Here is a 25,791-nt window from a genome sequence, read left to right as displayed (position 1 = left end):
AACTTCCTGCAACTTTCGTTCGACGGCAACCGCGAACGCTAGGTCAGTCTTCGTGCGGGCCGTCATGGCTCGCGTCGTCGGCTGTGCGTTCGGCTGGCGTACCGCCCTCCAATCCGTCCCCCGGCTTGCGGTTTCTGGCGCCACTGCTGCGCCGCCGTCGTTTTCTGGGGCTGCGGTCCTTCCCGCCTTGCGTGAGCAATGCCTCACGTGCGGCGATGTCTCCTTCAATGAACTCCGTCCACCACGCACCGACCGACTCATCGAGTTCGCCCGATTCGCAGCGCAACAGGAGGAAATCATACCCCGCTCTAAATCTTTGGTGTTCCAGCAGCTTCAGCGCACTTCTTCCGGAGCGTTTTTCGAGGCGCAACTGCAGGCCCCAGATCTCGCGCATATCCGACGAGAAGCGCTTGTGGATCGCGAGTTTCTCCGTTTGCATGTCGAGGACGTCGTCCATCGCGCGATGCAGTGCGGGTACCGGATATTCGCCGTTCGCTTCAAATTTTTGCCAGCGCTGCTGCACGTCGTGCCACAACAAAGTGGCGAACAGGAAGCCCGGCGACACCGGCTTGCCGGCGCGCACGCGGGCATCCGTGTTGTTCAGGGCCAACGTGATGAACTTCTCGCCGATAGGTTGCTCGAGCACCACGTCGAGCAAGGGCAGCAGGCCATGATGCAGGCCTTCCTGGCGCAGCCGTTTCAAACACGCGAGCGCATGCCCCGACAGCATCAGCTTGAGCATCTCGTCGAAGAGACGCGCGGCGGGCACGTTGTTGATCAGATCGGCCATGTTGGCGATCGGCTCACGCGTGCTGTCCTCGATCTCGAAGTCGAGCTTCGCCGCGAAACGCACCACGCGCAGCATGCGCACCGGATCTTCGCGATAACGCGTGGCCGGGTCGCCGATCATGCGCAACAGACGCGCGCGCATGTCGGCCATGCCGTTGTGATAGTCCAGCACGGTTTGCGTGGCCGGATCGTAGTACATCGCGTTGATCGTGAAGTCGCGGCGCGTGGCGTCTTCGTGCTGCTCGCCCCATACGTTGTCGCGCAACACGCGGCCGCTTGCGTCCACCGCGTGCGTGCGGCGGTCGAGCTCGTCGCGTTTCAGGCGACGGGCCGGAGGCGCGTCTGCCGCGGGCGGATCGACCAGTGCGCGAAACGTCGAGGTCTCGATGATTTCCTGGCCGAACTGCACATGCACGATCTGAAACCGGCGGCCGATGATGCGCGCGCGGCGGAACAGCTTCTGCACCTGCTCGGGCGTGGCGTCGGTGGCGACGTCGAAGTCTTTCGGCTTGATGCCGAGCAGCAGATCGCGCACCGCGCCGCCAACGATGAACGCGCGGTGCCCCGCCTGTTGCAGACCTTCGGTGACGCGAATCGCGTTCCTCGAGATCAGCGCCTGGTCGATGCCGTGCACGTCGTGCGGAATGATGACCGGCACGTCTGGGTCACGCACGGTCTTGACGGGTGCGCGGGCGGGTTTGCGGCGCGCCTTGCTGGCACTTGACGATGCGCGCGCCGGTGCGTTGCCGGTTTCGTCTGCTTCGGCTTCGGCGGGCAGGCTGTCGTCAGCGGGCGCCGAGTCCTGGCCGAATAGCTTGCGGATAAGTTTTTTGATCACGAGGGTTGAAAGAGTTCGAGGATGCGCCAGCCTTTGGCCTGCGCATGGGCGCGCAATGTGTCGTCCGGATTGGTCGCGATCGGGTCCGTGACTTTTTCGAGCAGCGGAATGTCGTTGTGCGAATCGCTATAGAAATAGCTGCGCTCGAAGTCGCTCCACGTCTTGCCGAGCGAGGCGAGCCATGCTTCGGTGCGCACGATCTTGCCTTCCTTATAGCTCGGCGTGCCGGTGGGGCGGCCGGTGTACGGCGAATGCGGCTCGCCGTCGACGGTTTCCGCTTCGCAGGCGATCAGCGTGTCGACGCCGAATGCCTGAGCGATCGGGCGGGTGATGAATTCGTTGGTGGCGGTGACCACGCAACACAGGTCGCCCGCTTCGCGGTGCTGCTTCACCAGCTCCAGCGCGACGGGGAAAATCGCCGGCTTGATGACTTCGTGCATGTACTGCGCGTGGAAGTCGGCCAGCTGCGCGCGCGTGTACTTCGACAGCGGCGTGAGCATGGCGATCAGATAGGCGTGAATGTCGAGCCTGCCGGCTTTGTAGTCGGCGAAAAAGCGGTCGTTTTCACGGGCGAAATTTTCGGCGTCGACCATGCCGTGTTTCACCATGAAGCGGCCCCATTCGTGGTCGCTGTCGGTGGGGATGAGCGTGTGGTCGAGGTCGAAGAGTGCGAGGTTAGCCATGGGGGCCTATTTTACTTGAAGCGGCGGATGACGCGGATGAGGCCGCTGAGGTCGGCACAGCGCGCCGTTCTTCGGCGTCCGGCGAAGCCAGCATGGTACGCAACAGCGGCAGCGTGACCGCGCGTTTCTGTTCGAGCGAGAAGCGGTCGAGCGCGTCGAGCAGCGCCATCAGACTCGGCATGTCGCGGCGAAAATGCGTGAGCAGGTAGGCCGGCACGTCGTCGGCGAGCATGATGCCGCGCTCGCGCGCCGCGTGTTTCAGCACTGCGGCCTTGCCTTCGTCCGGCAGCGGCGCAAGATGGAACACGAGTCCCCAGCCGAGGCGCGTGCGCAGATCCTCGCGCACCGTCATGCCGATGGGCGGCGCGTTGCCCGCGGCGACCAGCGCGCTGGTGGGATGCGCGCGCACTTCGTTGAACAGGTTGAAGACGGCGATCTGCTGCGCGGCCGACAGGCCGTCGCAATCGTCGATTGCATAGAGCGCGACGCGCGGGTCGAAGCTGAAGGCGGCGAGACTGCTCTGCGGGCCGGCGAAACGCGCGTGCCCCGGCGACGCTTCGTGCACGAGCGCCTGCAACAGGTGCGTGCGGCCGCTGCCGGACTCACCCCAGATGTAGAACGTGCGATCGGCGACCGGCCCGGCGGCGAGCGCGTTCTCGAGCTCGCGCAAGCGCGTGACCAGCTCCGCGTTGGCACCGGCGAAGAAATTGTCGAATGTCGATGGCGGCGGGGTGCCGAGATCGAGCGTCAGTTGACGAAGCACAGTAGGTGAATGCCGAAAATGAGGCTTGGGCCGCAAATGGCCCGCAGAACGGGCCGAAATAGTCAAAGAGCAATCAGTTGTTATAAAGCGTGCTCGTCAGATAGCTTTGCCGCAACTCGCGCATGGCGACCGACAGAATCGCGCTGACCGGCAACGCCAGCAATACGCCGAAAAAGCCGAACAACTGCCCGAACGCGAGCAACGCGAAAATCACCGCGAGCGGGTGCAGGCCGATCCGTTCACCGACAAGGCGCGGCGTGAGAAAAAAGCTTTCGAGGATCTGGCCGACACCGTAAATCACCGCCACCGCGCCGAAGCCGTACCAGTCGCCGAATTGCAGCAGCGCCGCGAGCAGCGCCAGCGCGAGGCCGGTGGCAAAACCAATGTACGGGATGAACACCGCGAGCCCCGTGAAAATACCGACCGGCAACGCGATCTCGAAGCGCGCGAGGCTCAGCGCAATCGCATAGTACGCGGCGAGCACTCCCATCACGAGCAACTGGCCGCGCAGGTATTGCGACAGCATCTGGTCCATGTCGTGCGCGAGTTGCAGCGTCTTGTCGAGCCAGCGGCGCGGCACCACGATCTGCACGCGGGCGAGCATGCGGTTCCAGTCGTACAGCAGGTAGAACAGCACGAGCGGCACCATCACCACGTTGCCGACCAGCGTCATCATCACATTGCCGCTCGTGCGGATGGAGGTCCACGCATACAGCGCCACGGTCTGCGCGCTGCCTTCCAGTTGCCCCATCACGAGATCGCGGATGCTGGCGAAATCGAGTGAATCGGCGAGTCCCAGCATGGCGAGCTTGGGTTGCAGCCAGGCGTTCACGTGCGTGAATAGCACGGGGACCTGCTGCCGCAACTGCGGCCCTTCTTTCTGGATGACGGCGAGCACCAGCAGCACCAGCAGCGTCATCAGCAGCGTGAAGAGCAGCATCATCAGCAAGGCGGCGAGACCGCGCGGCACGCGCCGGCGCACCATCCACGTGACGCCCGGTTGCAGAATGTACGCGAGAATCGCGCCGAGCAGAAACGGCGTGAGGACCGGACTCAGCAGCCACAGCAGAATGCCGACGCCCAGCGCGATAGCCAGCCAGATGAAGGCGCGCCGCTGAACCGGCGTCAGAATCGAGGAGTTCTCTTGCAAGGTTGTTTCCCAGGTGTCGTCGCGACCGGATCATTAAGGATGATGCAAATTCCAGCCAGTCGGCCGGCATCGGGTAAAATCGCATTTTACCGACCTTCGAGCTCTTCCCCATGAATCAACCGAAATCCGCCCCGAATTCAACTGATTCGGCCCAAGGTCTGTCGTATCGCGACGCCGGCGTGGACATCGACGCGGGCGACGCCCTTGTCGACGCGATCAAGCCCTTTGCCAAAAAGACGATGCGCGACGGCGTGCTGGGTGGCATCGGCGGGTTCGGCGCGCTGTTCGAAGTGCCGAAGAAGTACAAGGAGCCGGTGCTGGTGTCCGGCACGGACGGCGTCGGCACCAAGCTGCGTCTCGCTTTTCAGCTGAACAAACACGACACCGTCGGCCAGGATCTGGTCGCGATGAGCGTGAACGACATTCTCGTGCAAGGCGCCGAGCCGCTGTTCTTCCTCGACTATTTCGCCTGCGGCAAGCTGGATGTGGGCACGGCGGCAACGGTTGTCAAGGGCATCGCGCATGGCTGCGAACTGTCGGGCTGCGCGCTGATCGGCGGCGAGACGGCGGAAATGCCGGGCATGTACCCGGACGGCGAGTACGATCTGGCCGGTTTCGCGGTCGGTGCGGTGGAAAAGAGCAAGATTATCGACGGCAGCACCATCGCCCCAGGCGACATCGTGCTGGGTCTGGCTTCGAGCGGCATCCATTCGAACGGGTTTTCGCTGGTGCGCAAAATCATCGAGCGCGCGCAGCCTGATCTGAACGCGGATTTCGACGGCCGGTCGCTCGCCGACGCGCTGATGGCGCCCACGCACATTTACGTGAAGCCGCTGCTGGCGCTGATGCAGCAGATCGCTGTCAAGGGCATGGCGCACATCACCGGTGGTGGCCTCGTCGAGAATATTCCGCGCGTGCTGCGTGAAGGCCTGACGGCTGAGTTGGATCATCGCGGCTGGCCGTTGCCGCCGCTGTTCTCGTGGCTGCAAAAGCACGGCGGTGTGGCGGATGCGGAAATGCACCGCGTGTTCAACTGCGGTATCGGCATGGCTGTGATCGTGTCCGCTGCGGATGCTGATGCGGCGATCGGTCTGCTGTCGGCTGCCGGTGAGCAAGTCTGGAAGATCGGCGTGATTCGCGAAAGCGCGGCCGGTGAAGCTCAGACTGTCGTGGTCTAAAGGCTGTTGGGACCCGCGCGGTGTGCGATAGTTGGCGCCGCGCGAGTTCAAAGCTTCACAATTTCAAAGCAACGCTTCAATCGCTTCAAGCACCCGCGCCGTCGCGTGCGGATCGCAGCAATCCACCACTAAGCGCTCTGTCATGCTGCGCAGCCATGTGAGCTGCCGCTTGCATAACTGCCGCGTCGCGAAGACGCCCTTGTCGCGCATGGTCGAATAATCGACGGCGCCATCCAGATACTCCCAGACCTGCCGGTAGCCCACGCAGCGCATGGACGGCATCTCGGGCGATAAATCGCCGCGTTCGCGCAACTTCACCACTTCATCGACGAAACCGCCGGCCAGCATCGCATCGAAGCGCTTCTCGATGCGCGCATGGAGCACGCTGCGCTCGGACGGCTCCAGCGCAATCGGCACGAAGCGCCACGCGGCCGCAGCGTCGTCCTGTCGAGCGGGCTCGGCCAGCAAAGCGGACATGGTCTGTCCGGTCAGCATGAAAACCTCGAGCGCCCGCTGAATCCGTTGCGAATCGTTCGGCGCGAGGCGCGCGGCCGTCACGGGATCGACCGAGGCAAGCCGCGCGTGCAGGGCAGGCCAGCCTTCGCGTGCGGCGTCGGCATCTAGCGTGGCGCGCACGTCTGCGTCGGCGGCGGGCAAATCGTTGAGCCCTTGCGTGAGCGCCTTGTAGTACAGCATGGTGCCGCCGACCAGCAGCGGCAGACGCCCGCGCGCATGGATCTCGCCGGTCAGCCGCAAGGTGTCGGCGCGAAATTGCGCGGCGGAATAGGCGTCGGTCGGATCGACGATATCGATCAGATGATGCGGCGCCACCGCGCGTTCTTCAGCGGTCGGTTTGGCCGTGCCGATATCCATCTCGCGATAGACCAGCGCCGAATCGACACTGATGATTTCCACCGGGCGCCGCGCGGCGAGCGCCAGCGCGGCAGCGGTTTTGCCGGATGCGGTCGGGCCGAGCAGGCACGGAACAACCGTGGCTAGGCGTGAAGTCATGGGCAAGCGGGCGCCCGGTGAAACAGCGTCACGTCACTGACCACGCATGAACAACCGATCGAGATCGGACAGCGTCAACTGATACCACGTGGGACGCCCGTGATTGCATTGATCGGCGCGCTCGGTGGCTTCCATCTGACGCAGCAGCGCGTTCATTTCATCGAGCGTCAGACGCCGGTTCGCGCGCACCGCGTGATGGCAGGCGAGCGTGCCGAGCAACTCGTGTTGACGTTCGGTCAACACGCGCGAGCCGCCGAACGCGTGCAGGTCGGAGAGGACCGCGCGCGCCAGCACCTGCAGATCGGCGTCTTTCAGCAGCGCCGGGACGGCACGGATCGCGAGCGTAGTCGGCGACAGTACGGCGAGGTCGAAGCCGAGCGCGTCGAGCGTGTCGCGCTCTTCTTCCACCGTGCCGATTTCGACCGGGTCGGCCTGCATCGATTGCGGGATCAGCAGCGGTTGCACGGCAATCGTGCGATCGGCCAACGCGTTTTTGAACTGCTCGTACAGAATGCGCTCGTGTGCCGCGTGCATGTCGACGATCACCAGACCGTGCGCGTTCTGCGCCAGCACATAGATGCCGTGGATCTGGCCGAGTGCGAAGCCGAGCGGCTGTTCGTCGACGGCATGAAAAGCGGGAGCCGGGTAGGGCGTGGACGTGTTGTACGGCGATGGCGATTCGGCGGCCGAATCGCGCGCCTCGAAGAGCGTGGCGCCTTCCGCTGTGCCGGCGTTGGTGTCTTTGCGGCCGAAGAGCGCGTCGTAAAACGCGAGCGGTTGCGCGACCGGCAGCGTACCTTGCGTCATGCGCGCCTGGCGCATCCAGGTATTGCCGGGCTGCGACGACGCTCCGAAGCTGCCGCCTGATGCACCACCAAAGCCGCCGCCGGTGCCGCTTGCACCGCTGCCCGCACCAAAGCTGGCACCGCCGACGCCCGCGCCACCCAGCGGCGTTGCGCCAAACGAAGCCGGTCCACCGACGGACGGCTCCAGATGCGCCGCATGCCCGCCCGCCGTCGTTTCCGGCGATGCGCCCGCATGCCGCGCCAGGGCGCGCTGCACGGCGTGAAAGACGAACTGGTGGATCGAGCGCGAATCGCGGAACCGCACTTCGATCTTCGATGGATGCACGTTCACATCGACCGCTTCAGGCGGCAGATCGAGGAACAGCACGTAGGACGGATAGCGCTCGCCATGCAAGACATCTTCATAAGCGGCGCGCACGGCGTGCGTGAGCAGCTTGTCGCGCACAAAGCGGCCGTTGACGAAAAAATACTGCTGATCGGCACGTCCGCGGCTCGCGGTCGGCAGGCCCGCGCAACCGTAGACGGCAAGCGGTCCGGCGGATTCGTCGAGCGGCAGGTGGGCCGTCGCGAACGTCTCGCCGAGAATCTTCGCAACCCGCACCGGCGGCTCGCTGGCGTTCCAGTGCTCGACCGCCTTGCCGTTATGCAGCACCGAAATCGCGACATCCGGCCGCGCCAGCGCCGCGCGGCGAATCTGTTCGAGACAATGGCCGAGTTCGGTCTGCTCGCTCTTCAGAAACTTGCGGCGCGCCGGCGTATTGAAGTACAACTCGCGGACTTCGATCGTGGTGCCCTGAGTGCCGGCTGCGGGGCTCAGCACGCCGGTTTCCGCGTCGACGCGCACCGCGTGCGCCGCGTCGGCCGTGCGGCTCGTGATGGTCATCTGCGCGACCGAGGCGATCGAGGCCAGCGCCTCGCCGCGGAAACCCAGCGTAGCAACCGCTTCCAGTTCGGCAAGCGAGCGGATTTTGCTGGTGGCGTGGCGCATCAGCGCCAGCACGAGTTCGTTCTCGGGGATGCCGCAGCCGTCGTCGGTGATCGAGATGCGCTTGACGCCGCCTTCGTCGAGCAGGATGCGCAGCGACTGCGCGCCCGCATCGAGTGCATTTTCCAGCAGTTCCTTGACGACCGAGGCAGGCCGCTCGACCACTTCGCCGGCGGCGATCTGGCTGATCAACTGATCGGGAAGGGGCTGGATCGCGCGTAACGGGCGTGGGGCGGGCGCGGCGGCGGAAATCGCGGCCGCGGCGTCGAGGCCGGCAGGCGTTTCGGAGAATTCGGACATGGCGAAATTATAGCGATTCGGCGCGACAAGCCTGTAGCGCGGGCAAGCGCACCCCAACGCGGGAGTTTTTTAATTGTAGCGGGGCACTTTCTGTATCATGACGCGGTCAATTTCCGGCGGCGAGTGAGCGCTTGCCGCCATCGCTAACAGGCCTGTTGACACGGCCGTTTCCGCCACCGTCACATTCGCTTAATAAAGGATTCTCTTTGGACACGTTGCTACATTTCGTCAACCTTGTCTTGCACATCGACAAGTTCCTCGGAGACTTTATTCACGTGTACGGCGCCTGGGTCTACGCGGTGCTGTTTCTGATCGTGTTCTGCGAAACCGGGCTCGTCATTCTGCCGTTTTTGCCAGGCGATTCGCTGCTGTTCATCGGCGGTGCTTTTTGCGCGACCGGCGAGATGAATATTGGTTTGCTGATCGTGTTGCTGCTCGTGGCCGCCATCGGCGGCAATACCGTGAACTATATGATCGGGCGAGCCATCGGGCCGCGGGTGTTCAATTCGCACATTCCTTTTCTCGAACGCTTTCTCGATCGCAGCGCGCTGCAGAAGACGCACAACTTCTATGAGAAGCATGGCGGCAAAACCATTGTGCTCGCGCGTTTTATTCCGGTGGTGCGGACCTTCGCCCCGTTCGTTGCGGGTGCATCGGAAATGACGGTGAGCCGGTTTCAGTTGTTCAACTTTGCCGGCGCGTTTTTCTGGGTGTTGCTGCTGACGCTGCTCGGCTACTTCTTCGGCAACATTCCGTTTATCCGTCAGTATCTGAATGTGATCGTGCTGGTGGGTATCGGCGCGGCCATCGTGCCCGTCGTGCTTGGCGCGGTATGGAAGATGATGCGTAAGAACGCGTCAAATCCGGGTAGCCACTGACGTTTTTATCGCACAGCTAGCCAGATGAAAAAACGGCGTCGCGAATCTCGCGACGCCGTTTTCGTTTGGTACTTCTGAATCTCGTGGATTTAACAATCGACGACGCGAGCAATCCGCGTCGCACGACGATGCTCAGGTCACCGCACGCGGCGCCAGCGGCGTTTCCGGCGTCGGGTAGCCGGCTTCCTTGAACGTCTGGATGATGGCGCGATTGGTGTCGAAGTAGACCTGCCAGTAGTGCTCATTGTGCGCGTAAGGCCGCACGCAAAGCAGGGGGCCTTCCGGCGTGAAGCTCAGCACTTCGATGTCCGGCGCGGGACTCTCGACCACATTCGGAATCTGCATGACGGCGGCCTTCAACCGGTTCATCGCATCCGTTGGATCGACGCCGTTGGCGATTTTCGCCGTCAGCTCGACACGCCGCACCGGCAGGATGCTGTAGTTCGAGATCGTGTCGGAAAAGATCTTGTTGTTGCCGACGATGGTCGTTACGTTGTCCGGCGTCACGATGGTCGTGCCGAACAGCCCCAACTCCGAAACCGTGCCGGTGACACCGCCCGCGGTGACGAAATCGCCGACCTTGAACGGTCGCAGCACTTGCATGAATACACCCGCCGCGAAGTGGCCAAGCAGGCCGCCCCAAGCGGTGCCGATGGCGAGGCCGAAGCCGGCGAGCAGTGCGGCGAACGACGTCGTCTGCACACCGAACACCTGCAGGATCGCGAGTATCAGCAGCAGGTTCAGCAGCGCGCCGAGAATCGAGCCGAGATAATGCGCTAGCGTGGGATCGACCCGGCCGTTACGCGCCAGCACCTTGCGCAGTAAGCCGGTGATCAGGCCGATGAGCCAACGGCCGACGATCCACAGAACGATCGCCCCGACGACCTTGGTGCCGAGGTCGATGCCTCGGGTCATGATGAAGACGCGTACGGTTTCGAGATCCAAGATGTTCCTCGTTGGGTGAGTTGCCTTCGACTGATTGAACAGCGGTGGTGCAATACAGCGGCAAATGCCCGGCGACGGGCGCAAGCGGTAACTCGGGGTAACACTCGGTCTTCGGAAGTTATAGGCGACGGCGCGGGCATTCGCAAGGAGCGTTCCCGTTGCTCATATGGCTTGTCTGGCGGGAAAAGCAGGCGATTCGGCGGACGCGTTCGACGCGATGGCGCTTGCCGTGCCTTACATCGGCAGGTTCGATTTCGAATACGGAGACGTGTGGACGACGAGCGCTTTGCCGGCCCCGACTTTCGCGCCCCGCGCGACACGACGCCACGTGAAAGCGGCGATGATCGCAAGCAGGTACGCGCAGCCGCGCTCGAAGAACGCAGTTGATGTGCTGAACTGGCCGTAGCGGTTCTGCGAGTCGGCGAACACCAGAAAGGTCAGCGCGGCATCGAGCAGGAGTGCAACCGATGCCAATGCGGCGAATATGTGCGAACCGTTGAGCGAAGCGCCGGGGATGAGGCGGTTGCACAGATGAGATGCGGCCAGCACCAAGGCAAGCAAAGCCAGGTTCGAGAACAGGTCGAACAGAAAATTGGTCATATCGGTGGAATGAAAGCGCAGGGGGCTGCGGCGTTGCCAAAGCGTCTGCTCACGCAGAGTCGCAGCGGGTTTCGCTGAATCGGCGGCGATCATTGCACGTCTTTATGTCTCAATAAATGTTCTGTTCGGTGTCCGTTGTTTCCTGTTTGTGCCGGTCAGATTGGACGCTGGAAAATGCTGATCGCGTTGTGTGAAATGGTGGCGAGTGTTGTGGGAAAAGTCTGCGGTCATCAAAAAAGATGTCGGCGTACGCGAAGATTTCCGCAGGCAAGCGAGTAGCCGCTGATCGGCAATTATATGCGGCTGTGATATAAATTTCGCGGGCGTTCTTGCGCGAGTTTGAGTGTTGATGCGCGCGAGAAGGGGAAGTGCAGAAGGAGCCGGCGTGAAAAGCCACCACATTTGCCGGTGACGGCAGCGGCGTCACGCGCGGACGCATCACGTAAGCCGAACCGCAAAAAAGAAAAGGGCTCGCACGCAAACGCGTGCAAGCCCTTGAATCTTTTGGTAGGCCGTACGGGATTCGAACCTGTGACCAACGGATTAAAAGTCCGCTGCTCTACCAGCTGAGCTAACGACCCAAAAGAGAAGCGAAATTATAGCGATAGCCGCGGCGCGCTGTCAACCCATCGCGGCCATCCGAGCTATCAGCACTTCAGATAGTGAAAAGCCCGGGCATCACTACCCGGGCTTTCCAGCGAGAGGCGCGCGTGGCTATGACGTCGGACACTGCGCGTTACTGCCAGCTACTCAACCAGTATGAACTACTTGATCTGCGACAGCTTGCTCTGGGCCGACTGCGCGACGTCCGAGCCACCGTATTGCGCGACGATCTGCTCCAGCGTCTTCTTGGCCGCAGCCTTCTGACCTTGCTCGAGCTGATTGTTCGCAATTGCCAGCAGCGCTTCCGGCGCCCGCGGATGCTGCGGATATTTCTGCACCACACCCTGCCAGGTCGCCGTCGAACCCTTGTAGTCGCGCAGTGCATACAGCGCGTTGCCGAGCCAGTACTGCGCGGTCGGCTGGTAAGGGCTGTTCGGGAACTTGGAGATGAAGGTGCGGAACGACGCCGCCGCATTCTTGAAGTCGCCGTTGCGGAACTGCTGCGAAGCCGCGTTGAACGAATCGGTCTCACCCGGCTGCACCTCGCCCTGGACGCCGTCCACCGTCTGCTGCTGCGGCTCGAATTTCTTCAGACGCGTGTCCAGATCGGTGTAGTAGTCCTTTTGCTGCTTTTGCACCGTGGCGAGCTGGTTGGCCATGTCCTCGTTCTGCCCACGCAGCGTAGCGACCTGCTGGTTCAGCTGGTCGAGACGGTTGGACTGATCGAGGATCGTGCGCTGCGCGGCCGACAACTGACTCGACAGGCTATCGGTCTTCGAACGCAGATCGAGAATGGCCTGACGGGCCTGATCGTCGTCGAAGATGCCCGCATGCGCGGGCACAGCCGCGAAGGCTGTGCCTGCGACGCAGGCCGCTGCGGCAAACCGCAGCCAGGAGAAACGATGCGTCATTCGGCTCATCACCCGTTACTTACTGTTGGTACACGAGGTCGGCGCGGCGGTTCTGTGCCCACGACGATTCGTCATGACCGGTAGCTTGCGGCTTTTCCTTGCCGAGGCTCACGGCTTCCATTTGCGAGTCCGTCACGCCCATCAGCGACAGCGAACGGCGCACAGCTTCAGCACGCTTCTGGCCGAGTGCCAGGTTGTACTCGCTGGTGCCGCGTTCGTCGGTGTTGCCCTGGATCAGGACGTGGCGTTGCGGATGGCTCTTCAGGTACTGCGCGTGTTGCTGCAGCAGCGACTGATAGTCGTCCTTGACCGAGTAGCTGTCGAAGTCGAAGTAAATGCTGCGCTTGGCGAGCGGGCTGTTCGGATCGTTCAGCGGGTCGACGTTGACCTGTGCGACATCGGTCGGGTTCGGCTGCGTCGAGACTGCGCCACCCTTGTTTGCGTTTTCGTCGAGCTTGACGCCCGAGTGACATGCGGCCAGCGCACCAAGCATCAATACGGCGAAAGCGAAGCGAAGTTTTGACATCATTTGAGTACTCTCCTTGTGTTATTGCATCAACGTTATTGCATAAACGGGCCCCAGGACGGCTCGCGTACGCTGCCACCCTGAACGGACAGGACCTGCCGAGTGCGACCGTCGGTCGATACTGCGGCCAACACGCCACGGCCGTTCACCTGTGTGGCGTAAAGAATGTACTGACCGTTCGCCGCGAAGCTCGGCGATTCGTCATGTGTCGTGTCCGTCAGGCCTGTGGCGGTGTTGCCCTGCAGGTCCTGAATATAAAGCTTGAACCCGCCGCCGACGCGCGAGATGTAAGCGAGCTGTTTGCCGTCCGGGCTCACGCGCGGACTGGTGTTGTAGCTGCCCGTGAACGTGACGCGCTGAGCGGCGCCGGCGCTTTCGCCCTGCGCTGACATCTTGTAAATCTGCGGCTGGCCGCCACGGTCGCTGGTGAAATAGATCGACTGGCCGTCAGGCGAGAAGCACGGTTCGGTGTCGATCGAGCTACCTTGCGTGAGACGGCGCAGGCCGCTGCCGTCCGCATTGACGGCGAAAATCTGCGTGTTGCCGGTGCGCGAAAGCGCGACGGCCAGCGTGCGTCCATCCGGCGACCACGCCGGCGCACTGTTATTGCCCTTCTGGTCCGAAACGACCACGCGACGGCCCGTAGGCAGATCGTGGATGTAGACGATCGGCTTCTTCTTTTCGAACGAAACGTAAGCGACCTTGGTGCCGTCAGGCGACCATGCCGGCGAGATGATCGGCTCGGGGCTCGACAGCGCGATGTGCGCGTCCTGGCCGTCCGAATCGGAGATCTGCAATTGATAACGGCCGCCCGTCTTGATGACGTACGACAGGCGCGTGGCGAACACGCCGCGGCCGCCCACCAGCTTCGCGTAGATGTAGTCCGCGACCTTGTGCGCGCTCATGCGCAAGCCGCTTTCCGGGCTCACCAGCACGAGGCCGCCGAGGCTTTCGCCCTTGACGGTGTCGTACAGCTTGAAGCGCACTTCGTACTGGCCGTTCGGCAGGCGGTTCACGCTGCCCGACACGAATGCGTTGGCCCCCTTGGCCTTCCAGCTGCCGAGGTCGACGGAATCGGTTTCGGAAATCGGCGTGGAGCCCGCGTCGATGTTCGTGAATTTGCCGCTGCGTTGCAGGTCCTGGCGCACGATCGTGCTGACCTGTTGCGGCGAGTTCGCTTCATTGGCGAAATTCGCCGTTGCGATCGGAAACTGGGTGGACCCGACGCCTGTCACGAGGACGTTGAGTTGTGCGTGGGCGGCGCCGCCGACGGCGATCAGGCACGACGCTACAAGTGTCCGCAGGCCTAGCTTGGTCATCAAACTCATGCTGTATGGATTCCCCAAAAACGGTTTTACTAACGCTTCAAGACAGCAGACAGACCCGAAAAGAACTGATTCGTTCCCGAGCACGCCCCGGTGGGCGGGGCGCGGCGTCTGCTGTCAACTGACTGTCAAACTACTGGACTCAACCGGCCGGGCGCAACGTAATCAGGAAGTTGGTCGGTGTCTTGCCATTGATGTCCTGTGGCATCGGATCGGTACGTTGGACGGCCCGCAGTGCGGCGTCGTCCCACGCAGCGTTGCCGCTGCTGCGCGAAATCGTTGCGCCCAGCAAGGTGCCCGTTGGTGAACAGCGCACGGAGACCACCGTCTCCAGACCGCTCGTTTCGCCGCCCCACGAGATATTCGGGCGTACCGCACGACGCACCTTGTCCGAGTACCCCGGCGATGTCGCCGTGCCACCCGAGCCGCTGCCCGTGCCGCTCTTGCCGAGACCATCGCTGGTCGTCGAGCCGGTGCCGCCGGTCGCGAGGCCCTGCATCTGCGCAAGACGTGCGCGACGTTCCGCATCCACTTTCTTCGCCTGCGCCGCGGCGTCGGCTTGCGCCTTGGCCTTCGCCGCTTTCTGCGCATCGGCCTTCTTCTGCGCTTCAGCCTCGGCTTGCTTCTGCTGTTCCTGCTGCTGTTCCTTCAACTGCTGCTGCTTTTGCTGGTCGGCCAATTGCTGCTGCTTCAGCTTGTCGGCCTGCTGCTGTTGCTGCTGCTTCTGCTTGGCTGCCGCAGCCTTCTGCGCGGCGAGCTGCGCTGCCTGGTCGGCCGCCAGTTGCTGCTGACGCTTCGCTTCGGCTTCCTGTTGCGCCTGCAGCTTCTGCTGACGCTGCTGTTCAGCCAACTGGGCCTGGCGAGCCGCCTCCTGTTGCTGGCGCTTCTTTTCCTGCAGCGCGATGTCGGCCTGTTCGTCTCGCACCGGCGGAGGAGGGGCCACCGGCACGGGCGGCGGCGGAACGGGACGCGGGATCGCCGTATCCGGCACTTCGGTCCACAGTTCCGCTTCCGCGCCTTCGGGCGTACTGTTTTGCCACTGAATGCCGTGATACAGGAAGAACCCGAGCAGCGCGTGCATCACCAGCGCAAACACAAAGGCTCGCCCGGTGCCGCGTTCACGCGGTGGCTGGAGCGGGTATTCGGAATTCTTGCGGATCATTGCGATTTGACGAGCAATCCAACGCGCTTGACGCCGCGAGCTTTCAGTTCGGACATCACGTTCATCACGACTTCGTACTTGACGGTCTTGTCGGCGGCGATCACGACGGGTTGGTCAGGATGCGACTGTGCACGGTCGGCGATAAAGCCGTTCAGATCGGCTTTCGTCATGTTCTCCTGCTGCTGCGCACCCGAATCGTCCTTGTACTTGACGCTCATGTTGCCGTCCGCGCGAATGTTCACGATCACGGGCGGCGTTTGCTGCTGCGGCGCCGCGCCGCCGACGGTCGGCAGATTGACGATCGACGGGGCCACGAGCGGCGCGGTCACCATGAAGATCACGAGCAGCACGAGCATCACGTCGATATACGGCACGACGTTGATGTCGGCCATCGCGCGGCGCGAGCGGCTGCCGCGCATGCTGGAGGAGCGAGAGCCTGCCATCGTGGACTCCTTACTGTGCCTGACGCTGCAGGATATTCGAGAACTCTTCGATGAAAGTCTCGAAGCGGATTGCCAGACGGTCGATATCGTGCGCGTAGCGGTTGTAGGCAACCACGGCCGGAATCGCGGCGAACAGGCCGATCGCGGTGGCGGTCAGCGCTTCGGCGATGCCCGGCGCGACGTTGGCCAGCGTGGCCTGCTGCACATTGGCGAGGCCGCGGAACGCATTCATGATCCCCCACACCGTGCCGAACAGACCGATATACGGGCTGACCGAGCCGACCGACGCGAGAAACGCGAGGTTGGCTTCCAGCACGTCCATTTCACGCTGGAACGCGGCACGCATGGCCCGCCGTGCGCCGTCGAGAATCGCGCCCGAATCGTTCAGGCGCTTTTCCTTGCCTTTCAGGAATTCGCGCATGCCGGACTCGAAAATCCGTTCCAGCGCGCCGATGGTGTGACGGTTGTTCGCCGCACTTTGATAAAGCGCCTGCAGGTCGCCGCCCGACCAGAAATCGCGTTCGAAACGCTCAGTTTGCGCGCGCGCCCGGCGGATCGCAAACCACTTGCGGAAGATGAAAGTCCAAGACAGCAGCGACAGCAACAGCAGCAGAGCCATGACAGCCTGCGCCAGCAGGCTCGCGTTGAGTACGAGTGAAACGATCGACAGATCTTGTGTAGTGTTCATAAAGGTTCGTTTTAACGTCCCGGAAGGGGGCGTCCGGCTGCAAGGCCGCTCGAAGCTTGCCGTGAGCAAAACGGAAGCATCGGCGATATTGCAAGCCGAACCATGCTTTGTGTTGCTTGATCGTTACGAGTTCACTGGCCCCGTAACAACGGGGTTCAGTCATTGTCCGTTGACACGCCGGGCTCGCTCACGCCCGGCCCGCGCCGCAAGGCGGCGAGAACCGGCGGAGGAATCGCGGCCGGCCGCAGCGTAATCCGGTCCACGCAGCCGACCCGGATGGACCCGGTAGCAAGCAGCGTGCCGTCCCGCCACGCTTCCTGCGCGAAATCGACCGACGCTCTGCCGAGCCGCTCGATCCGGCTGACCACGTTGACCACGTCGTCGAGCCGGGCCGGCGCCCGATAATCGACCGCGGTGCTGCGGACGATGAAAATCGCGCCCGTTTCGTCCGCGAGCCGATTCTGGTCGACGCCGCACGCGCGCAGCCATTCGGTGCGCGCCCGTTCGAAAAACTTCAGGTAGTTCGCGTAAAACACGATGCCGCCGGCGTCGGTATCTTCGTAGTACACGCGAATCGGCCACGTGTAGCCGATTTCCGCGCCGGGCTGGCTGGTCGACATATTCATGCGGCGCATTTTACCGGAACGCACACCCCTAGGTCTGTTTCAAGATGTGTGCCCCGTCCGGCGGCCCTCAGCCGCGTTTTTCAGCCGCGATGAACGGACAAAGCGGAGAACGATTGAGCCACCGGCATCAGTTCGATCGTATTGATGTTGACGTGCGCCGGGCGCGTGGCGATCCAGTAGATCGAGCCGGCGATGTCTTCGGGCGTCAGCGGCTGCACGTTTTCGTACATTTTGCCGGCCTTTTCATCGTCGCCGCGAAAGCGCACGTTCGAGAACTCGGTACCACCGCACAGGCCCGGTTCGACGTTCGTCACCCGCAGCGCGGTGCCGGCGACATCGGCGCGCAGATTCAGGCTGAACTGATGCACGAACGCTTTGGTGGCGCCGTACACGTTGCCGCCCGCGTAGGGCCAGCTGCCGGCCGCCGAGCCGAGATTGAAAATGTGGCCGCGATTGCGCTCCACCATGCCGGGCAGGAGCGCGTGGGTGACTTGAACGAGTCCGGTGCAGTTGGTCTCGATCATGGTGTTCCATTCGTCGAGACTCGCTTTTTGCGCCGGTTCGATGCCGAGTGCGAGGCCGGCATTGTTGACCAGCACGTCGACTGCGGCGAAATCGGCCGGCAGCGAGGCCGGTACGGCTTCGACGGCGGCGCGGTCGCGGACGTCGAGTTCGTACGGCAGAAGTGCGTCGCCGAGTTCGTCGGCGAGTTCTTGCAGGCGGTCCTTGCGGCGTGCGGTGGCGACGACGCGATGGCCGCCTTTGACGAAGGCGCGAGCGATGGCGGCGCCGAATCCCGCGGACGCTCCGGTGACGAACACGATCATTGCAGTGGTTCCCAGGCTGATAAGAGAGAAAGGCCCCAAGCCTACTTCCATTGCGGCGCTGCGGCAAGGATGAACCAGCCGTACGAGTGGCCGTGGCAGGGACGCGCCGCGGGTTTTTGCAAGACTTTCCTCAGATGTTTGCGCGCCGCGCAAGAGGGCGCTGCGGGCCGCCCGGCGAGCGCCTGCGGCAGCGGCCGGAAGCTGGTTGCCTATTCGATCCTCTTCCAATAAACTAACGCGCTCATCCCTGCGTGACTGGCGATAGAACCGGTTCAAGCAACCGGGTTCAAGGTGGAACAACCCACCGTGAAGCGCAGGGTGCCGTTTTGCCGTTCGCCTGGGCAGCCGTGATCCGCGCGCATTGATCTGCGCTGACGGTGGCTGTCCTGCCTCGCGTGTGCGGCGACTCTCCATCCGCCACGTCAGGGCTGGCCCAGCCGCCAGCAGCGCTGCGTACCCTCTACGCAAGATTCGGCGCACGATCCGGTTAACCTGAACACATTCAACGGAATCCGTATGTTTGACAGAGCCCAAAGCACCATCGCCAACGTCGATCCTGAACTCTGGAAGGTCATCGAGCAGGAAAACCGCCGTCAGGAAGAGCATATCGAGCTGATCGCGTCGGAAAACTACACGAGCCCGGCTGTCATGGCTGCACAAGGCTCGCAACTCACGAACAAGTACGCTGAAGGGTATCCGGGCAAGCGCTACTACGGCGGCTGCGAGTACGTCGACGTCGCCGAGCAGCTGGCGATCGACCGTGTGAAGCAACTGTTCGGCGCCGAAGCCGCCAACGTGCAGCCGAACTCCGGCTCGCAAGCCAACCAGGGCGTGTTCTTCGCCATGCTCAAGCCGGGCGACACGATCATGGGCATGAGCCTCGCGCATGGTGGCCACCTCACGCACGGTTCGCCGGTCAACATGTCGGGCAAGTGGTTCAACGTGGTCAGCTACGGCCTGAACGAAGCCGAAGACATCGACTACGACGCCGCGGAGAAGCTCGCTCAGGAACACAAGCCGAAGCTGATCGTGGCGGGCGCCTCCGCGTTCGCGCTGCGTATCGATTTCGAACGCCTGTCGAAGATCGCCAAGTCGGTCGGCGCGTACTTCATGGTCGACATGGCGCATTACGCCGGCCTGATCGCCGCGGGTGTCTATCCGAATCCAGTGCCGCACGCCGATTTCGTTACCACCACCACGCACAAGAGCCTGCGCGGCCCGCGCGGCGGCGTGATCCTGATGAAGGCCGAGTTCGAAAAGCAGATCAATTCGGCAATCTTTCCGGGCATTCAAGGCGGTCCGTTGATGCACGTGATCGCCGGCAAGGCTGTCGCGTTCAAGGAAGCGCTGTCGCCGGAGTTCAAGGCCTATCAGCAGCAAGTCGTCGAAAACGCGCGCGTGCTGGCTGAGACGCTGGTCAAGCGTGGTTTGCGCATCGTGTCGGGCCGCACCGAAAGCCACGTGATGCTCGTTGACCTGCGTGCGAAGAAGATCACCGGCAAGGTTGCTGAAGCCGCGCTGGGCGCCGCTTACATCACCGTCAACAAGAACGCGATCCCGAATGATCCGGAAAAGCCGTTTGTGACGAGTGGCGTGCGTCTCGGCTCGCCGGCCATGACCACGCGCGGCTTTGGCGTGAAGGAAGCGGAGCAGGTGGGTAACCTGATCGCCGATGTGCTGGACAACCCGGAAGACGCGGCCACGATCGAACGTGTGCGCGGGCAAGTCGCTGAGCTGACCCAGCGCTTCCCGGTTTACCGCTAAGCCGCCATGCATTGCCCCTTCTGCCGTCACGCCGATACGCAAGTGGTCGACTCGCGCGTATCCGAAGACGGCGCGACGATTCGCCGGCGCCGCCGCTGCCCGGCCTGCGACAAACGTTTTACGACATATGAGCGGGTCGAGCTGGCGTTGCCGTCGGTCGTCAAGAAGGATGGCAGCCGCACCGAATTCGACCGTCGCAAGATCGTCGCGAGCATGCAACTGGCGCTGCGCAAGCGCCCGGTGGCAGCGGACGCGATCGACGCGGCGGTCGCCCGCATCGAGTATCTGTTGCTCGGCAGCGGCGAGCGCGAAGTGCGCAGCGAGCGCCTCGGCGAACTCGTGATGAACGAGTTGCGTGCGCTCGATACCATTGCCTACGTTCGTTTCGCTTCCGTCTACCGGCGTTTCGAAGACGTCTCCGAATTCGAAGACGTGATCGAAGAATTTCGCCGCGCCTCTTCTCCTCCCAAGCCCCCCCGCAAACGCTGAACGTAGTCGCATCTCGCGTCGCGTTTGAGTCGCCGTTTTCTCCCGCGTTGTTTCGCGCATCTGTATCCCCCGCTGCCGTTATGGTTCGTCGCGTGCATTCTTGCGCGGGATAGCGTCTGAGTGCTACCTGGCCATTCGGCCGATTGTTGGGCGATTTGCAAATCGCTAGATTGACTGCATTCTTCGAATCGATCAGGGATGCAGATGAATCGAAATGCAGTCCGTCCGCCGCGATGCCGCGGCTTTACGCTTGTCGAAACGCTGGCCGTGGTCGCGCTGCTGGCTGTCATCGCTGTGATGGCCACGCCGTCGTTCGTAGCGTGGTACGTACGCGACCAGGTCGACGCCCGCGCAAAGGCGCTTGCGTCGACGCTCGCTTATGCGCGCAGTGAGGCGTTACGCCGAGGCGCACGCGTCACCGTGTGCCGGATCGACGCCGCGCGGCATTGTCTTGCCGCGGGTCAGCCGTGCGGCAATGGCGTCGCTGACTGGTCGTGCGGCTGGGCCGTCCTGGCCGAACGAGGCGGCACGCTATCGCTATTGCGTGCGCAACCGCTGCTTGCGGCCGTGAGCATCGTCGGCACGCAGACGAATCTCACGTTTACGCCGCCGGCGGGGCAATTGATCGGCACCTTTCGCAGTTTTGATATCGCGCCGCGTGCGCCGTCCAGGGCGACGCAAGGGGACAAGTGGCGACGTTGCATTCGTATCGCGGCGGGCGGCCGCGCGCGCATTGTCGAGGGTGCATGCGGAGCGGCGTCATGAGCCGATATTCGCAGAGCCGGCACTCGCGCCGCAGCGAGTCGAAGTGTCGCGGCAGTTCATTGATCGAGGTCATGCTGGCGGTCGCGTTGATGGCGGTCACCGCACTAGGTTTGATCGCCGGTCAGTTGTGGACCGCACGCGAAGCCCGCGCGATGTCCATGCGCGAACATGCTGCCTGGATCGCGGATTCCGTCGCGGAAGCGATGAGCGCACCCTCCGCTGGCGACTCCGCAATCAGGCAATGGGGCGCACGGGCCACGGTACTCTTGCCGCATGGCGAAGCCTCGGTGGGAGACAACGGTGGTGTGTCGGCTGCTCGCGTGACATGGACATCACTACGCGACATGCCGCATTCCGACGATGTCATCGACAAGCCCGCGTCCTGCGGCGGAGCGGATCTTCCGGTTGGCTCTTCATGCGTGGCGCTGGCGTTTGCAAAATGATGCGGCGTTCGAATCCTGCTTACGGCCACACCCTGATCGAATTCGTAATCGCTATGGCGCTGGGGCTACTGGTGACTGCGGGTGCAGTCTCGCTCTATACGACGCAGCGGAGCGCGTTCGAGCACGCGAGCGATGCGATGCGGATTCGCGAGGCCGGTCTGACAGCGCTGACGCTGATTGGCCAGCAACTGCAAATGGCAGGCTTCGTGCCCGCGGACGTCGCACGATACAACAGTCCCGCGCCGATGTTCGGATGCTCGGGCGGCCGCCCGACCGGCGCGGACGATAGCCTCGCTTGCGAGACTTTGCCCAGCCACTCGGACGGTGTCGCGGTCCGCTACGTGGGCGACAACATCTCCACATGGCCATCGACCAGCGGACAAACGACCGACTGCCTCGGCCAGGCCGTGACTGGCAGCAACGCGGCACTCGGCGACCAGGGCGTGCTGGTCGTCAACCGGTACTTCGCGAGAGCAAGCGGTTCGACCGGCGAGCCGGAGCTTTACTGCGAGGGCAACGGCAAGACGGGGTCCGCTCAACCGCTGGTCGAAGGCGTCGAACGCTTGCGGATCAAGTACTGGTTGGCCGGCGGGTTGGCCGCAATCGACGCGTCGGCCGTGATGGCTGATCAATGGGCGAAGATCGTCGCCGTCGATCTCTGTGTTCTCGTGCGCGGCGCGCCACAGGGACAACAGCGTGCGCGCTATGTCGATTGCGACGGCGTGAGCGCTCTCGCCGCCGACTCGCGGCCGCGTCAGGCGTTCTCGCGGCGTGTGGCGATACGCAACCACGTGGAGGATTCGCTGTGACAAAACGACGAAGGGAAATGCAGCCGAGCTGCGCGGACGGGAAGTGCGTTAGATGCCACGATGACCCGGCAATCTTGTCAGGCCCAAGCCGAACGGGTCGCAATGTGTCACGCGCTCGCCAACGCGGCTTGGTCCTGCCGATCGTCCTGCTGATTTCAACAATGATGTTGGTCACTTCCGCAGCATGGTTCGAAACCTCGCTCGCAGCAGCGCGCGGCACGACCAACGTCCGCGACTATTTGCAGGCCTTTCACGCCGCGGATTCGGCGCTGAACTTATGCGCACGCAGTGTCATCGCGGCTGCAAGCGCGCAGTCCGGAGCGCCGACGCCGGTCGCAGCCGGTGAGCCGACACATTGGAAACTCGCAGCCGCATTCGAAGCAGGCGCCGTTACGCCGGTGGCGCAATGGCCCGGCTCGCTGCGCGCGCCGCAATGTCTGATCGAGGCCTGGCGTCTAGCCACTCGTGCCGATGCTCGGGCGTATTTATTGACTTCGCGCGGCTTCGGCCGCGTCAGCGAGTCGCAGGTATGGCTGCAAATGGAACTGGTGATCGACGGACAGAAAATCGAACGTCATTGGCGACGCGTTGCCGCCAGACCTTTTTGACGGAGGCGACATGAAGCCGCATGCATCCGCGTTCACGCTGCTCGAGTTGATGATTACGCTAGCGATCGCCGCTACGCTGGCCGTCTTTGCCGTGCCTTCGTATCGCAGCCATATTGCGCGAACTCATCGAATCGACGCGGCGTCCGCGCTCTATCGCGCGGCCCAATTCGTCGAAGGAGCGGCAAGCGACAGCGCGCCGACATTGCCCCCCGGCCTCGATCAGGCGCCGCAATTCGGCACGCCTGTCTATCGCCTGCATGTGCTGCCCGCGGACGATGCAAACGGTGGCTATGCGATCGAGGCAACGCCGAACGAATCCGGCCCGATGCGCGACGACACATGCGGCATTTTCACGCTCGATGCGACAGGATTACGCGGCAACAAAAACGGGGCAAGCGGTTCGACGTCCCTTATCGGCGACTGCTGGAATACAAGCTAGCGAGTCGAGCCGAGGCGACACGGCCCGCAGCGTCTGCCCTCAGTAACCGCTGTCCGTGGATTCAGCCTTGTTGCCAGACGAGGCCGCCGAATCTCGCTTTATCTGCTGCCAGATCCGATAGCCTTCCCACCCGGCAAGCGCAAGACTGCCCCACTTCAAAACGGGTTTGGCGCCGGCTACGACTGTCGTACGCAATGGCTTGGCGAGGAGGATCGAGACGATCGAGCTGATGAGCGGATACTGTTTGAGAAGGGCGCCGATGCTCCCCGCGTTGATAAAGCTCGCCTTCGAGCCCTTGCCGACACGCATGCCACCGAAGCCCGGCAGGATAAATTTGAGCCAGCTGAAGTGCGTGACCGCCTGTCGCAACTCGATGGTCGCTTGAGCGAGTTCCATACGCTCGACATCCGCACGCACCAGCAGCAGCTCCTTGCGCAGTGCTCGCAAATGCGGTGCGCTCAGATCTTTGGCCTGGTGGCGCTTGTTACGGAATGCGGTGTCGGGATGGATCTGGCTCATGGCGTGTCGGCGGCAGTGAATGGTGGGGCGGTGGAACGGCGCTGCATTTCGCGCGAGCTTCTCAAGCAAGACGCAAGGCGCGAAGGGCACGCCGTTGCGCCTTCAAGGTCACGGTTTGCGGAACACGTCGCGGTCTTTTTCAAACTCGGCGAGGGTCGCTTCGAACACCATTGGAGCATTGCGCAAACCGCTGCGCGCTTTTAGCGCACAAGCTAATCCCGCAATCGCATAGACCGCGGTGATGCTGGCGAGCGCCTGCCAGCGGTAAGTGTCCCAGAAGGCGATAGCGATCAGCGCGGTCAGCGCGATCAGGGCCATGGTGGCGAGCATCATGGCGGCAAGGCCGAGGAACAGCACGCCGAGCAAACGGTCCTTTTCCTCGGCGAGTTCGATGCCGACCAGTTCCAGCCGCGTTTGCAGAATGGCAAACACGGAACCGATTATGCGGCGTAACGGACTATGTTCTCCGCGCTGCGATTGTGTTTCGATCGTCATGGCTGTGGGCGTTGCGCGTGAAGGCCTAACCGGCGCGCGCGCGCGCCAGAAGAAGCGGACCGGCCAGGCGTGCGCCGGTCAACTCGATTTACTGGTGCGCCGGACGAGACACGCCCCGGCGGCATCGGCAGTGTTACTTGCGGTTGATCAACAGCCCAAGCAGCACACCGGCGCCTGCGGCGATGCCGATGGATGCCCACGGATGCTCGTGCACGTAGTCGTCGGTGGCGCGGGCTGCCTTCTTGCCTTTTTCGACCACCACGACCTGAACGTCGGCCGCCTTTTCCTTGGCTTGCTTCAGGCGCGTGAGCGCCGTTTCACGAAGTTCTGAAGCACGCTCGCCGGTGGCGCTCGCGGCCTGTTTCAGCAGATCTTCAGCGTCCGCGAGGACGGTTTTGATATCCGACATCAATCTCTCCTTGTTGATTTCCGACATTGACAGCTCCCCTTCGTCTCACGCCACGCGTGAATCGTAACCAAAGAAACGGCCGCTGGCGAGCGCAGGGCTCGGTTGGTTCCAACTTCGCACGAACCGTTCCCGGTTGAAGCATAGCCACAAACAACGCCACCGCCTGCACGACGTGCAGACAAGTTTGCCTAAGATGGAGTTGATCTGTCCCGCAAAGTTTCCACTAAATCGGTGAAAATTACAAAAACGCATAAAGTAGTGAAGCGATGTTCGTTCGTCATACACCGTCCCTCCCGTATGCTTTATCGTTGCGGAGCGCCGCGGGTAAATGGTCGCGCGGCAATGTCCAAACCCCTATAGGAGTTGCACAATGAGTCTACGTCTTGGCGATATCGCGCCGGATTTCGAACAGCAGTCGAGTGTCGGCCCGATCAAATTCCATGAATGGCTGGGCGATAGTTGGGGCGTGCTGTTTTCGCATCCCGCCGACTTCACGCCGGTCTGCACGACCGAACTCGGCTTGACCGCCAAGCTGGCCGACGAATTCGACAAGCGCAACGTGAAGACCATCGCGTTGTCGGTCGACAGCGCCGAGTCGCACAAAGAGTGGATCAAAGACATTAACGAGACTCAAGCCGCCAATGTCGGCTTCCCGATTCTCGCGGACGGCGATCGCAAGGTCGCCGAGTTGTACGACATGATCCACCCGAACGCGAACGAGACGCTCACGGTGCGCTCGCTGTTCGTGATCGACCCGAAGAAGAAGGTGCGCCTGATCATCACCTATCCGGCCAGCACCGGCCGCAACTTCGACGAAGTGCTGCGCGTGATCGATTCGCTGCAACTCACCGACAGCCACTCGGTTGCTACGCCCGGCAACTGGAAGCAGGGCGATGATGTGGTGATCGTCCCGTCGCTGAAGGACGAGGAAGTCATCAAGCAGAAATTCCCGAAGGGCTACAAGGCGCTGCGTCCGTATCTGCGCATGACGCCGCAGCCGAACAAGTAAGCGGC

Annotated in this window: 29 protein-coding genes, 1 tRNA gene and 1 riboswitch; of the genes, 10 read left to right on the top strand and 20 right to left on the bottom strand. The window is 62.8% G+C overall.

What is annotated here, in order from left to right:
- Nucleotides 1-43 precede the first annotated feature (43 nt).
- From pcnB to P0D80_RS10280, 4 genes are all read right to left on the bottom strand, one after another.
- Nucleotides 44-1,627 carry a polynucleotide adenylyltransferase PcnB gene (pcnB, locus tag P0D80_RS10295; RefSeq protein ID WP_132375988.1) on the bottom strand — a complete coding sequence of 528 codons (1,584 nt, stop codon included), beginning with the start codon at nt 1,625-1,627 and terminating at the stop codon, nt 44-46.
- Nucleotides 1,624-2,310, bottom strand: coding sequence for a histidinol-phosphatase (locus P0D80_RS10290; protein WP_132375987.1), 687 nt, complete (start codon nt 2,308-2,310; stop codon nt 1,624-1,626). Before P0D80_RS10290 ends, pcnB begins: the two co-directional genes overlap by 4 nt.
- Entirely contained in the window at nt 2,303-3,073 is a 771-nt protein-coding gene (gene hda / locus P0D80_RS10285; protein ID WP_132375986.1) for a DnaA regulatory inactivator Hda, read from the bottom strand. The genes P0D80_RS10290 and hda overlap by 8 nt, the downstream gene beginning before the upstream one ends.
- Nucleotides 3,074-3,146: 73 nt before the next feature.
- A complete protein-coding gene (locus tag P0D80_RS10280) occupies nt 3,147-4,223 on the bottom strand; it encodes an AI-2E family transporter (protein WP_408178858.1) in 1,077 nt (358 codons plus the stop codon).
- 110 nt (nt 4,224-4,333) lie between these two features.
- On the opposite strand from P0D80_RS10280, the gene purM reads away from it, so the two are divergent.
- On the top strand, nt 4,334-5,401 hold the full coding sequence (gene purM, locus P0D80_RS10275; protein ID WP_408253817.1) for a phosphoribosylformylglycinamidine cyclo-ligase: 1,068 nt from the start codon (nt 4,334-4,336) through the stop codon (nt 5,399-5,401).
- A 63-nt stretch (nt 5,402-5,464) separates the two neighbouring features.
- Here the strand turns inward: purM and miaA are convergent, their stop codons facing one another.
- Both miaA and mutL read right to left on the bottom strand, forming a co-directional pair.
- The gene (gene miaA / locus P0D80_RS10270) at nt 5,465-6,412 is read right to left on the bottom strand and encodes a tRNA (adenosine(37)-N6)-dimethylallyltransferase MiaA (RefSeq protein ID WP_408283390.1); all 948 of its coding nucleotides are present in this window, start codon (nt 6,410-6,412) and stop codon (nt 5,465-5,467) included.
- A gap of 33 nt (nt 6,413-6,445) precedes the next feature.
- Entirely contained in the window at nt 6,446-8,503 is a 2,058-nt protein-coding gene (gene mutL / locus P0D80_RS10265) for a DNA mismatch repair endonuclease MutL (RefSeq protein ID WP_408283387.1), read from the bottom strand.
- A gap of 206 nt (nt 8,504-8,709) precedes the next feature.
- Here mutL and P0D80_RS10260 point away from each other — a divergent pair, with 206 nt between their 5' ends.
- Nucleotides 8,710-9,381 carry a DedA family protein gene (locus tag P0D80_RS10260; RefSeq protein ID WP_132375981.1) on the top strand — a complete coding sequence of 224 codons (672 nt, stop codon included), beginning with the start codon at nt 8,710-8,712 and terminating at the stop codon, nt 9,379-9,381.
- A gap of 132 nt (nt 9,382-9,513) precedes the next feature.
- On the opposite strand, the gene P0D80_RS10255 is transcribed toward P0D80_RS10260, so the two are convergent.
- The 11 genes from P0D80_RS10255 to ydfG all read right to left on the bottom strand — a co-directional run bounded on the left by P0D80_RS10255 (nt 9,514) and on the right by ydfG (nt 18,037).
- Nucleotides 9,514-10,326: a mechanosensitive ion channel family protein gene (locus P0D80_RS10255; RefSeq protein ID WP_408283384.1), complete on the bottom strand. Its 813-nt coding sequence runs from the start codon at nt 10,324-10,326 to the stop codon at nt 9,514-9,516.
- 234 nt (nt 10,327-10,560) lie between these two features.
- Nucleotides 10,561-11,019 carry a hypothetical protein gene (locus tag P0D80_RS10250; protein ID WP_408283381.1) on the bottom strand — a complete coding sequence of 153 codons (459 nt, stop codon included), beginning with the start codon at nt 11,017-11,019 and terminating at the stop codon, nt 10,561-10,563.
- 412 nt (nt 11,020-11,431) lie between these two features.
- Nucleotides 11,432-11,507: transfer RNA gene (locus P0D80_RS10245), tRNA-Lys, on the bottom strand.
- Nucleotides 11,508-11,690: 183 nt separating this feature from the next.
- A complete protein-coding gene (ybgF, locus tag P0D80_RS10240; protein ID WP_132375979.1) occupies nt 11,691-12,440 on the bottom strand; it encodes a tol-pal system protein YbgF in 750 nt (249 codons plus the stop codon).
- Between the two features lie 19 nt (nt 12,441-12,459).
- Entirely contained in the window at nt 12,460-12,969 is a 510-nt protein-coding gene (gene pal / locus P0D80_RS10235) for a peptidoglycan-associated lipoprotein Pal (protein ID WP_120297782.1), read from the bottom strand.
- A 32-nt stretch (nt 12,970-13,001) separates the two neighbouring features.
- Nucleotides 13,002-14,294 (bottom strand): Tol-Pal system beta propeller repeat protein TolB, encoded by a 1,293-nt coding sequence (gene tolB, locus P0D80_RS10230; protein WP_408283376.1) that lies wholly within the window; start codon nt 14,292-14,294, stop codon nt 13,002-13,004.
- A gap of 139 nt (nt 14,295-14,433) precedes the next feature.
- The gene (tolA, locus tag P0D80_RS10225; RefSeq protein ID WP_408178852.1) at nt 14,434-15,453 is read right to left on the bottom strand and encodes a cell envelope integrity protein TolA; all 1,020 of its coding nucleotides are present in this window, start codon (nt 15,451-15,453) and stop codon (nt 14,434-14,436) included.
- Nucleotides 15,450-15,896, bottom strand: coding sequence for a protein TolR (gene tolR, locus P0D80_RS10220; RefSeq protein WP_012431820.1), 447 nt, complete (start codon nt 15,894-15,896; stop codon nt 15,450-15,452). Before tolR ends, tolA begins: the two co-directional genes overlap by 4 nt.
- 10 nt (nt 15,897-15,906) lie before the next feature.
- Nucleotides 15,907-16,584, bottom strand: a complete 678-nt coding sequence (tolQ, locus tag P0D80_RS10215) for a protein TolQ (protein WP_012431821.1) — start codon at nt 16,582-16,584, stop codon at nt 15,907-15,909.
- 155 nt (nt 16,585-16,739) lie between these two features.
- Nucleotides 16,740-17,219, bottom strand: coding sequence for a tol-pal system-associated acyl-CoA thioesterase (gene ybgC / locus P0D80_RS10210; protein WP_408178851.1), 480 nt, complete (start codon nt 17,217-17,219; stop codon nt 16,740-16,742).
- A 71-nt stretch (nt 17,220-17,290) separates the two neighbouring features.
- On the bottom strand, nt 17,291-18,037 hold the full coding sequence (gene ydfG, locus P0D80_RS10205; RefSeq protein ID WP_408283371.1) for a bifunctional NADP-dependent 3-hydroxy acid dehydrogenase/3-hydroxypropionate dehydrogenase YdfG: 747 nt from the start codon (nt 18,035-18,037) through the stop codon (nt 17,291-17,293).
- A 241-nt stretch (nt 18,038-18,278) separates the two neighbouring features.
- A riboswitch (ZMP/ZTP riboswitch) is annotated at nt 18,279-18,387 on the top strand.
- A gap of 166 nt (nt 18,388-18,553) precedes the next feature.
- Here ydfG and glyA point away from each other — a divergent pair.
- From glyA to P0D80_RS10170, 7 genes are all read left to right on the top strand, one after another.
- Complete coding sequence (gene glyA, locus P0D80_RS10200) at nt 18,554-19,801, top strand: serine hydroxymethyltransferase (RefSeq protein WP_408283368.1); 1,248 nt, start codon at nt 18,554-18,556, stop codon at nt 19,799-19,801.
- Nucleotides 19,802-19,807: 6 nt separating this feature from the next.
- A complete protein-coding gene (nrdR, locus tag P0D80_RS10195) occupies nt 19,808-20,290 on the top strand; it encodes a transcriptional regulator NrdR (RefSeq protein WP_132375973.1) in 483 nt (160 codons plus the stop codon).
- A gap of 204 nt (nt 20,291-20,494) precedes the next feature.
- Nucleotides 20,495-21,055, top strand: a complete 561-nt coding sequence (locus tag P0D80_RS10190) for a GspH/FimT family pseudopilin (protein WP_408178849.1) — start codon at nt 20,495-20,497, stop codon at nt 21,053-21,055.
- The gene (locus P0D80_RS10185) at nt 21,052-21,498 is read left to right on the top strand and encodes a type IV pilus modification PilV family protein (RefSeq protein WP_408178848.1); all 447 of its coding nucleotides are present in this window, start codon (nt 21,052-21,054) and stop codon (nt 21,496-21,498) included. Before P0D80_RS10190 ends, P0D80_RS10185 begins: the two co-directional genes overlap by 4 nt.
- Nucleotides 21,495-22,307: a PilW family protein gene (locus P0D80_RS10180; RefSeq protein WP_408178847.1), complete on the top strand. Its 813-nt coding sequence runs from the start codon at nt 21,495-21,497 to the stop codon at nt 22,305-22,307. The genes P0D80_RS10185 and P0D80_RS10180 overlap by 4 nt, the downstream gene beginning before the upstream one ends.
- A complete protein-coding gene (locus tag P0D80_RS10175) occupies nt 22,304-22,915 on the top strand; it encodes a pilus assembly PilX family protein (RefSeq protein WP_408178846.1) in 612 nt (203 codons plus the stop codon). Before P0D80_RS10180 ends, P0D80_RS10175 begins: the two co-directional genes overlap by 4 nt.
- 10 nt (nt 22,916-22,925) lie before the next feature.
- Nucleotides 22,926-23,354 (top strand): type IV pilin protein, encoded by a 429-nt coding sequence (locus P0D80_RS10170; protein ID WP_408178845.1) that lies wholly within the window; start codon nt 22,926-22,928, stop codon nt 23,352-23,354.
- A gap of 39 nt (nt 23,355-23,393) precedes the next feature.
- Here the strand turns inward: P0D80_RS10170 and P0D80_RS10165 are convergent, their stop codons facing one another.
- From P0D80_RS10165 to P0D80_RS10155, 3 genes are all read right to left on the bottom strand, one after another.
- A complete protein-coding gene (locus P0D80_RS10165) occupies nt 23,394-23,873 on the bottom strand; it encodes a DUF3318 domain-containing protein (RefSeq protein ID WP_408178887.1) in 480 nt (159 codons plus the stop codon).
- A gap of 108 nt (nt 23,874-23,981) precedes the next feature.
- Nucleotides 23,982-24,368, bottom strand: a complete 387-nt coding sequence (locus tag P0D80_RS10160; protein WP_408283363.1) for a phage holin family protein — start codon at nt 24,366-24,368, stop codon at nt 23,982-23,984.
- Between the two features lie 133 nt (nt 24,369-24,501).
- A complete protein-coding gene (locus tag P0D80_RS10155) occupies nt 24,502-24,804 on the bottom strand; it encodes an ElaB/YgaM/YqjD family protein (RefSeq protein WP_007179108.1) in 303 nt (100 codons plus the stop codon).
- A gap of 343 nt (nt 24,805-25,147) precedes the next feature.
- Between P0D80_RS10155 and P0D80_RS10150 the strand changes: the two genes are divergently transcribed.
- Complete coding sequence (locus P0D80_RS10150) at nt 25,148-25,786, top strand: peroxiredoxin (RefSeq protein ID WP_116119029.1); 639 nt, start codon at nt 25,148-25,150, stop codon at nt 25,784-25,786.
- The last annotated feature ends 5 nt before the right edge of the window (nt 25,787-25,791 follow it).

This window comes from Paraburkholderia sp. RL17-373-BIF-A, from assembly GCF_046030175.1.
Taxonomy (GTDB): Bacteria; Pseudomonadota; Gammaproteobacteria; order Burkholderiales; family Burkholderiaceae; genus Paraburkholderia.
Note: the sequence above shows the minus strand (reverse complement) of the source record. Positions and strands in the feature narration are given on the sequence as shown.

Coding starts and splice junctions, on each gene's coding strand:
- P0D80_RS10250 (WP_408283381.1), bottom strand. CDS start 11,019: ATGATCGCCGCCGATTCAGCGAAACCCGCTGCGACTCTGCGTGAGCAG.
- tolB (WP_408283376.1), bottom strand. CDS start 14,294: ATGAGTTTGATGACCAAGCTAGGCCTGCGGACACTTGTAGCGTCGTGC.
- ydfG (WP_408283371.1), bottom strand. CDS start 18,037: ATGATCGTGTTCGTCACCGGAGCGTCCGCGGGATTCGGCGCCGCCATC.
- glyA (WP_408283368.1), top strand. CDS start 18,554: ATGTTTGACAGAGCCCAAAGCACCATCGCCAACGTCGATCCTGAACTC.
- pal (WP_120297782.1), bottom strand. CDS start 12,969: ATGATGTCAAAACTTCGCTTCGCTTTCGCCGTATTGATGCTTGGTGCG.
- purM (WP_408253817.1), top strand. CDS start 4,334: ATGAATCAACCGAAATCCGCCCCGAATTCAACTGATTCGGCCCAAGGT.
- miaA (WP_408283390.1), bottom strand. CDS start 6,412: ATGACTTCACGCCTAGCCACGGTTGTTCCGTGCCTGCTCGGCCCGACC.
- P0D80_RS10150 (WP_116119029.1), top strand. CDS start 25,148: ATGAGTCTACGTCTTGGCGATATCGCGCCGGATTTCGAACAGCAGTCG.
- tolA (WP_408178852.1), bottom strand. CDS start 15,453: ATGATCCGCAAGAATTCCGAATACCCGCTCCAGCCACCGCGTGAACGC.
- P0D80_RS10160 (WP_408283363.1), bottom strand. CDS start 24,368: ATGACGATCGAAACACAATCGCAGCGCGGAGAACATAGTCCGTTACGC.
- ybgF (WP_132375979.1), bottom strand. CDS start 12,440: ATGACGCATCGTTTCTCCTGGCTGCGGTTTGCCGCAGCGGCCTGCGTC.
- mutL (WP_408283387.1), bottom strand. CDS start 8,503: ATGTCCGAATTCTCCGAAACGCCTGCCGGCCTCGACGCCGCGGCCGCG.
- tolQ (WP_012431821.1), bottom strand. CDS start 16,584: ATGAACACTACACAAGATCTGTCGATCGTTTCACTCGTACTCAACGCG.
- P0D80_RS10190 (WP_408178849.1), top strand. CDS start 20,495: ATGAATCGAAATGCAGTCCGTCCGCCGCGATGCCGCGGCTTTACGCTT.
- P0D80_RS10165 (WP_408178887.1), bottom strand. CDS start 23,873: ATGAGCCAGATCCATCCCGACACCGCATTCCGTAACAAGCGCCACCAG.
- P0D80_RS10155 (WP_007179108.1), bottom strand. CDS start 24,804: ATGTCGGAAATCAACAAGGAGAGATTGATGTCGGATATCAAAACCGTC.
- P0D80_RS10290 (WP_132375987.1), bottom strand. CDS start 2,310: ATGGCTAACCTCGCACTCTTCGACCTCGACCACACGCTCATCCCCACC.
- nrdR (WP_132375973.1), top strand. CDS start 19,808: ATGCATTGCCCCTTCTGCCGTCACGCCGATACGCAAGTGGTCGACTCG.
- P0D80_RS10185 (WP_408178848.1), top strand. CDS start 21,052: ATGAGCCGATATTCGCAGAGCCGGCACTCGCGCCGCAGCGAGTCGAAG.
- P0D80_RS10170 (WP_408178845.1), top strand. CDS start 22,926: ATGAAGCCGCATGCATCCGCGTTCACGCTGCTCGAGTTGATGATTACG.
- tolR (WP_012431820.1), bottom strand. CDS start 15,896: ATGGCAGGCTCTCGCTCCTCCAGCATGCGCGGCAGCCGCTCGCGCCGC.
- ybgC (WP_408178851.1), bottom strand. CDS start 17,219: ATGCGCCGCATGAATATGTCGACCAGCCAGCCCGGCGCGGAAATCGGC.
- P0D80_RS10180 (WP_408178847.1), top strand. CDS start 21,495: ATGATGCGGCGTTCGAATCCTGCTTACGGCCACACCCTGATCGAATTC.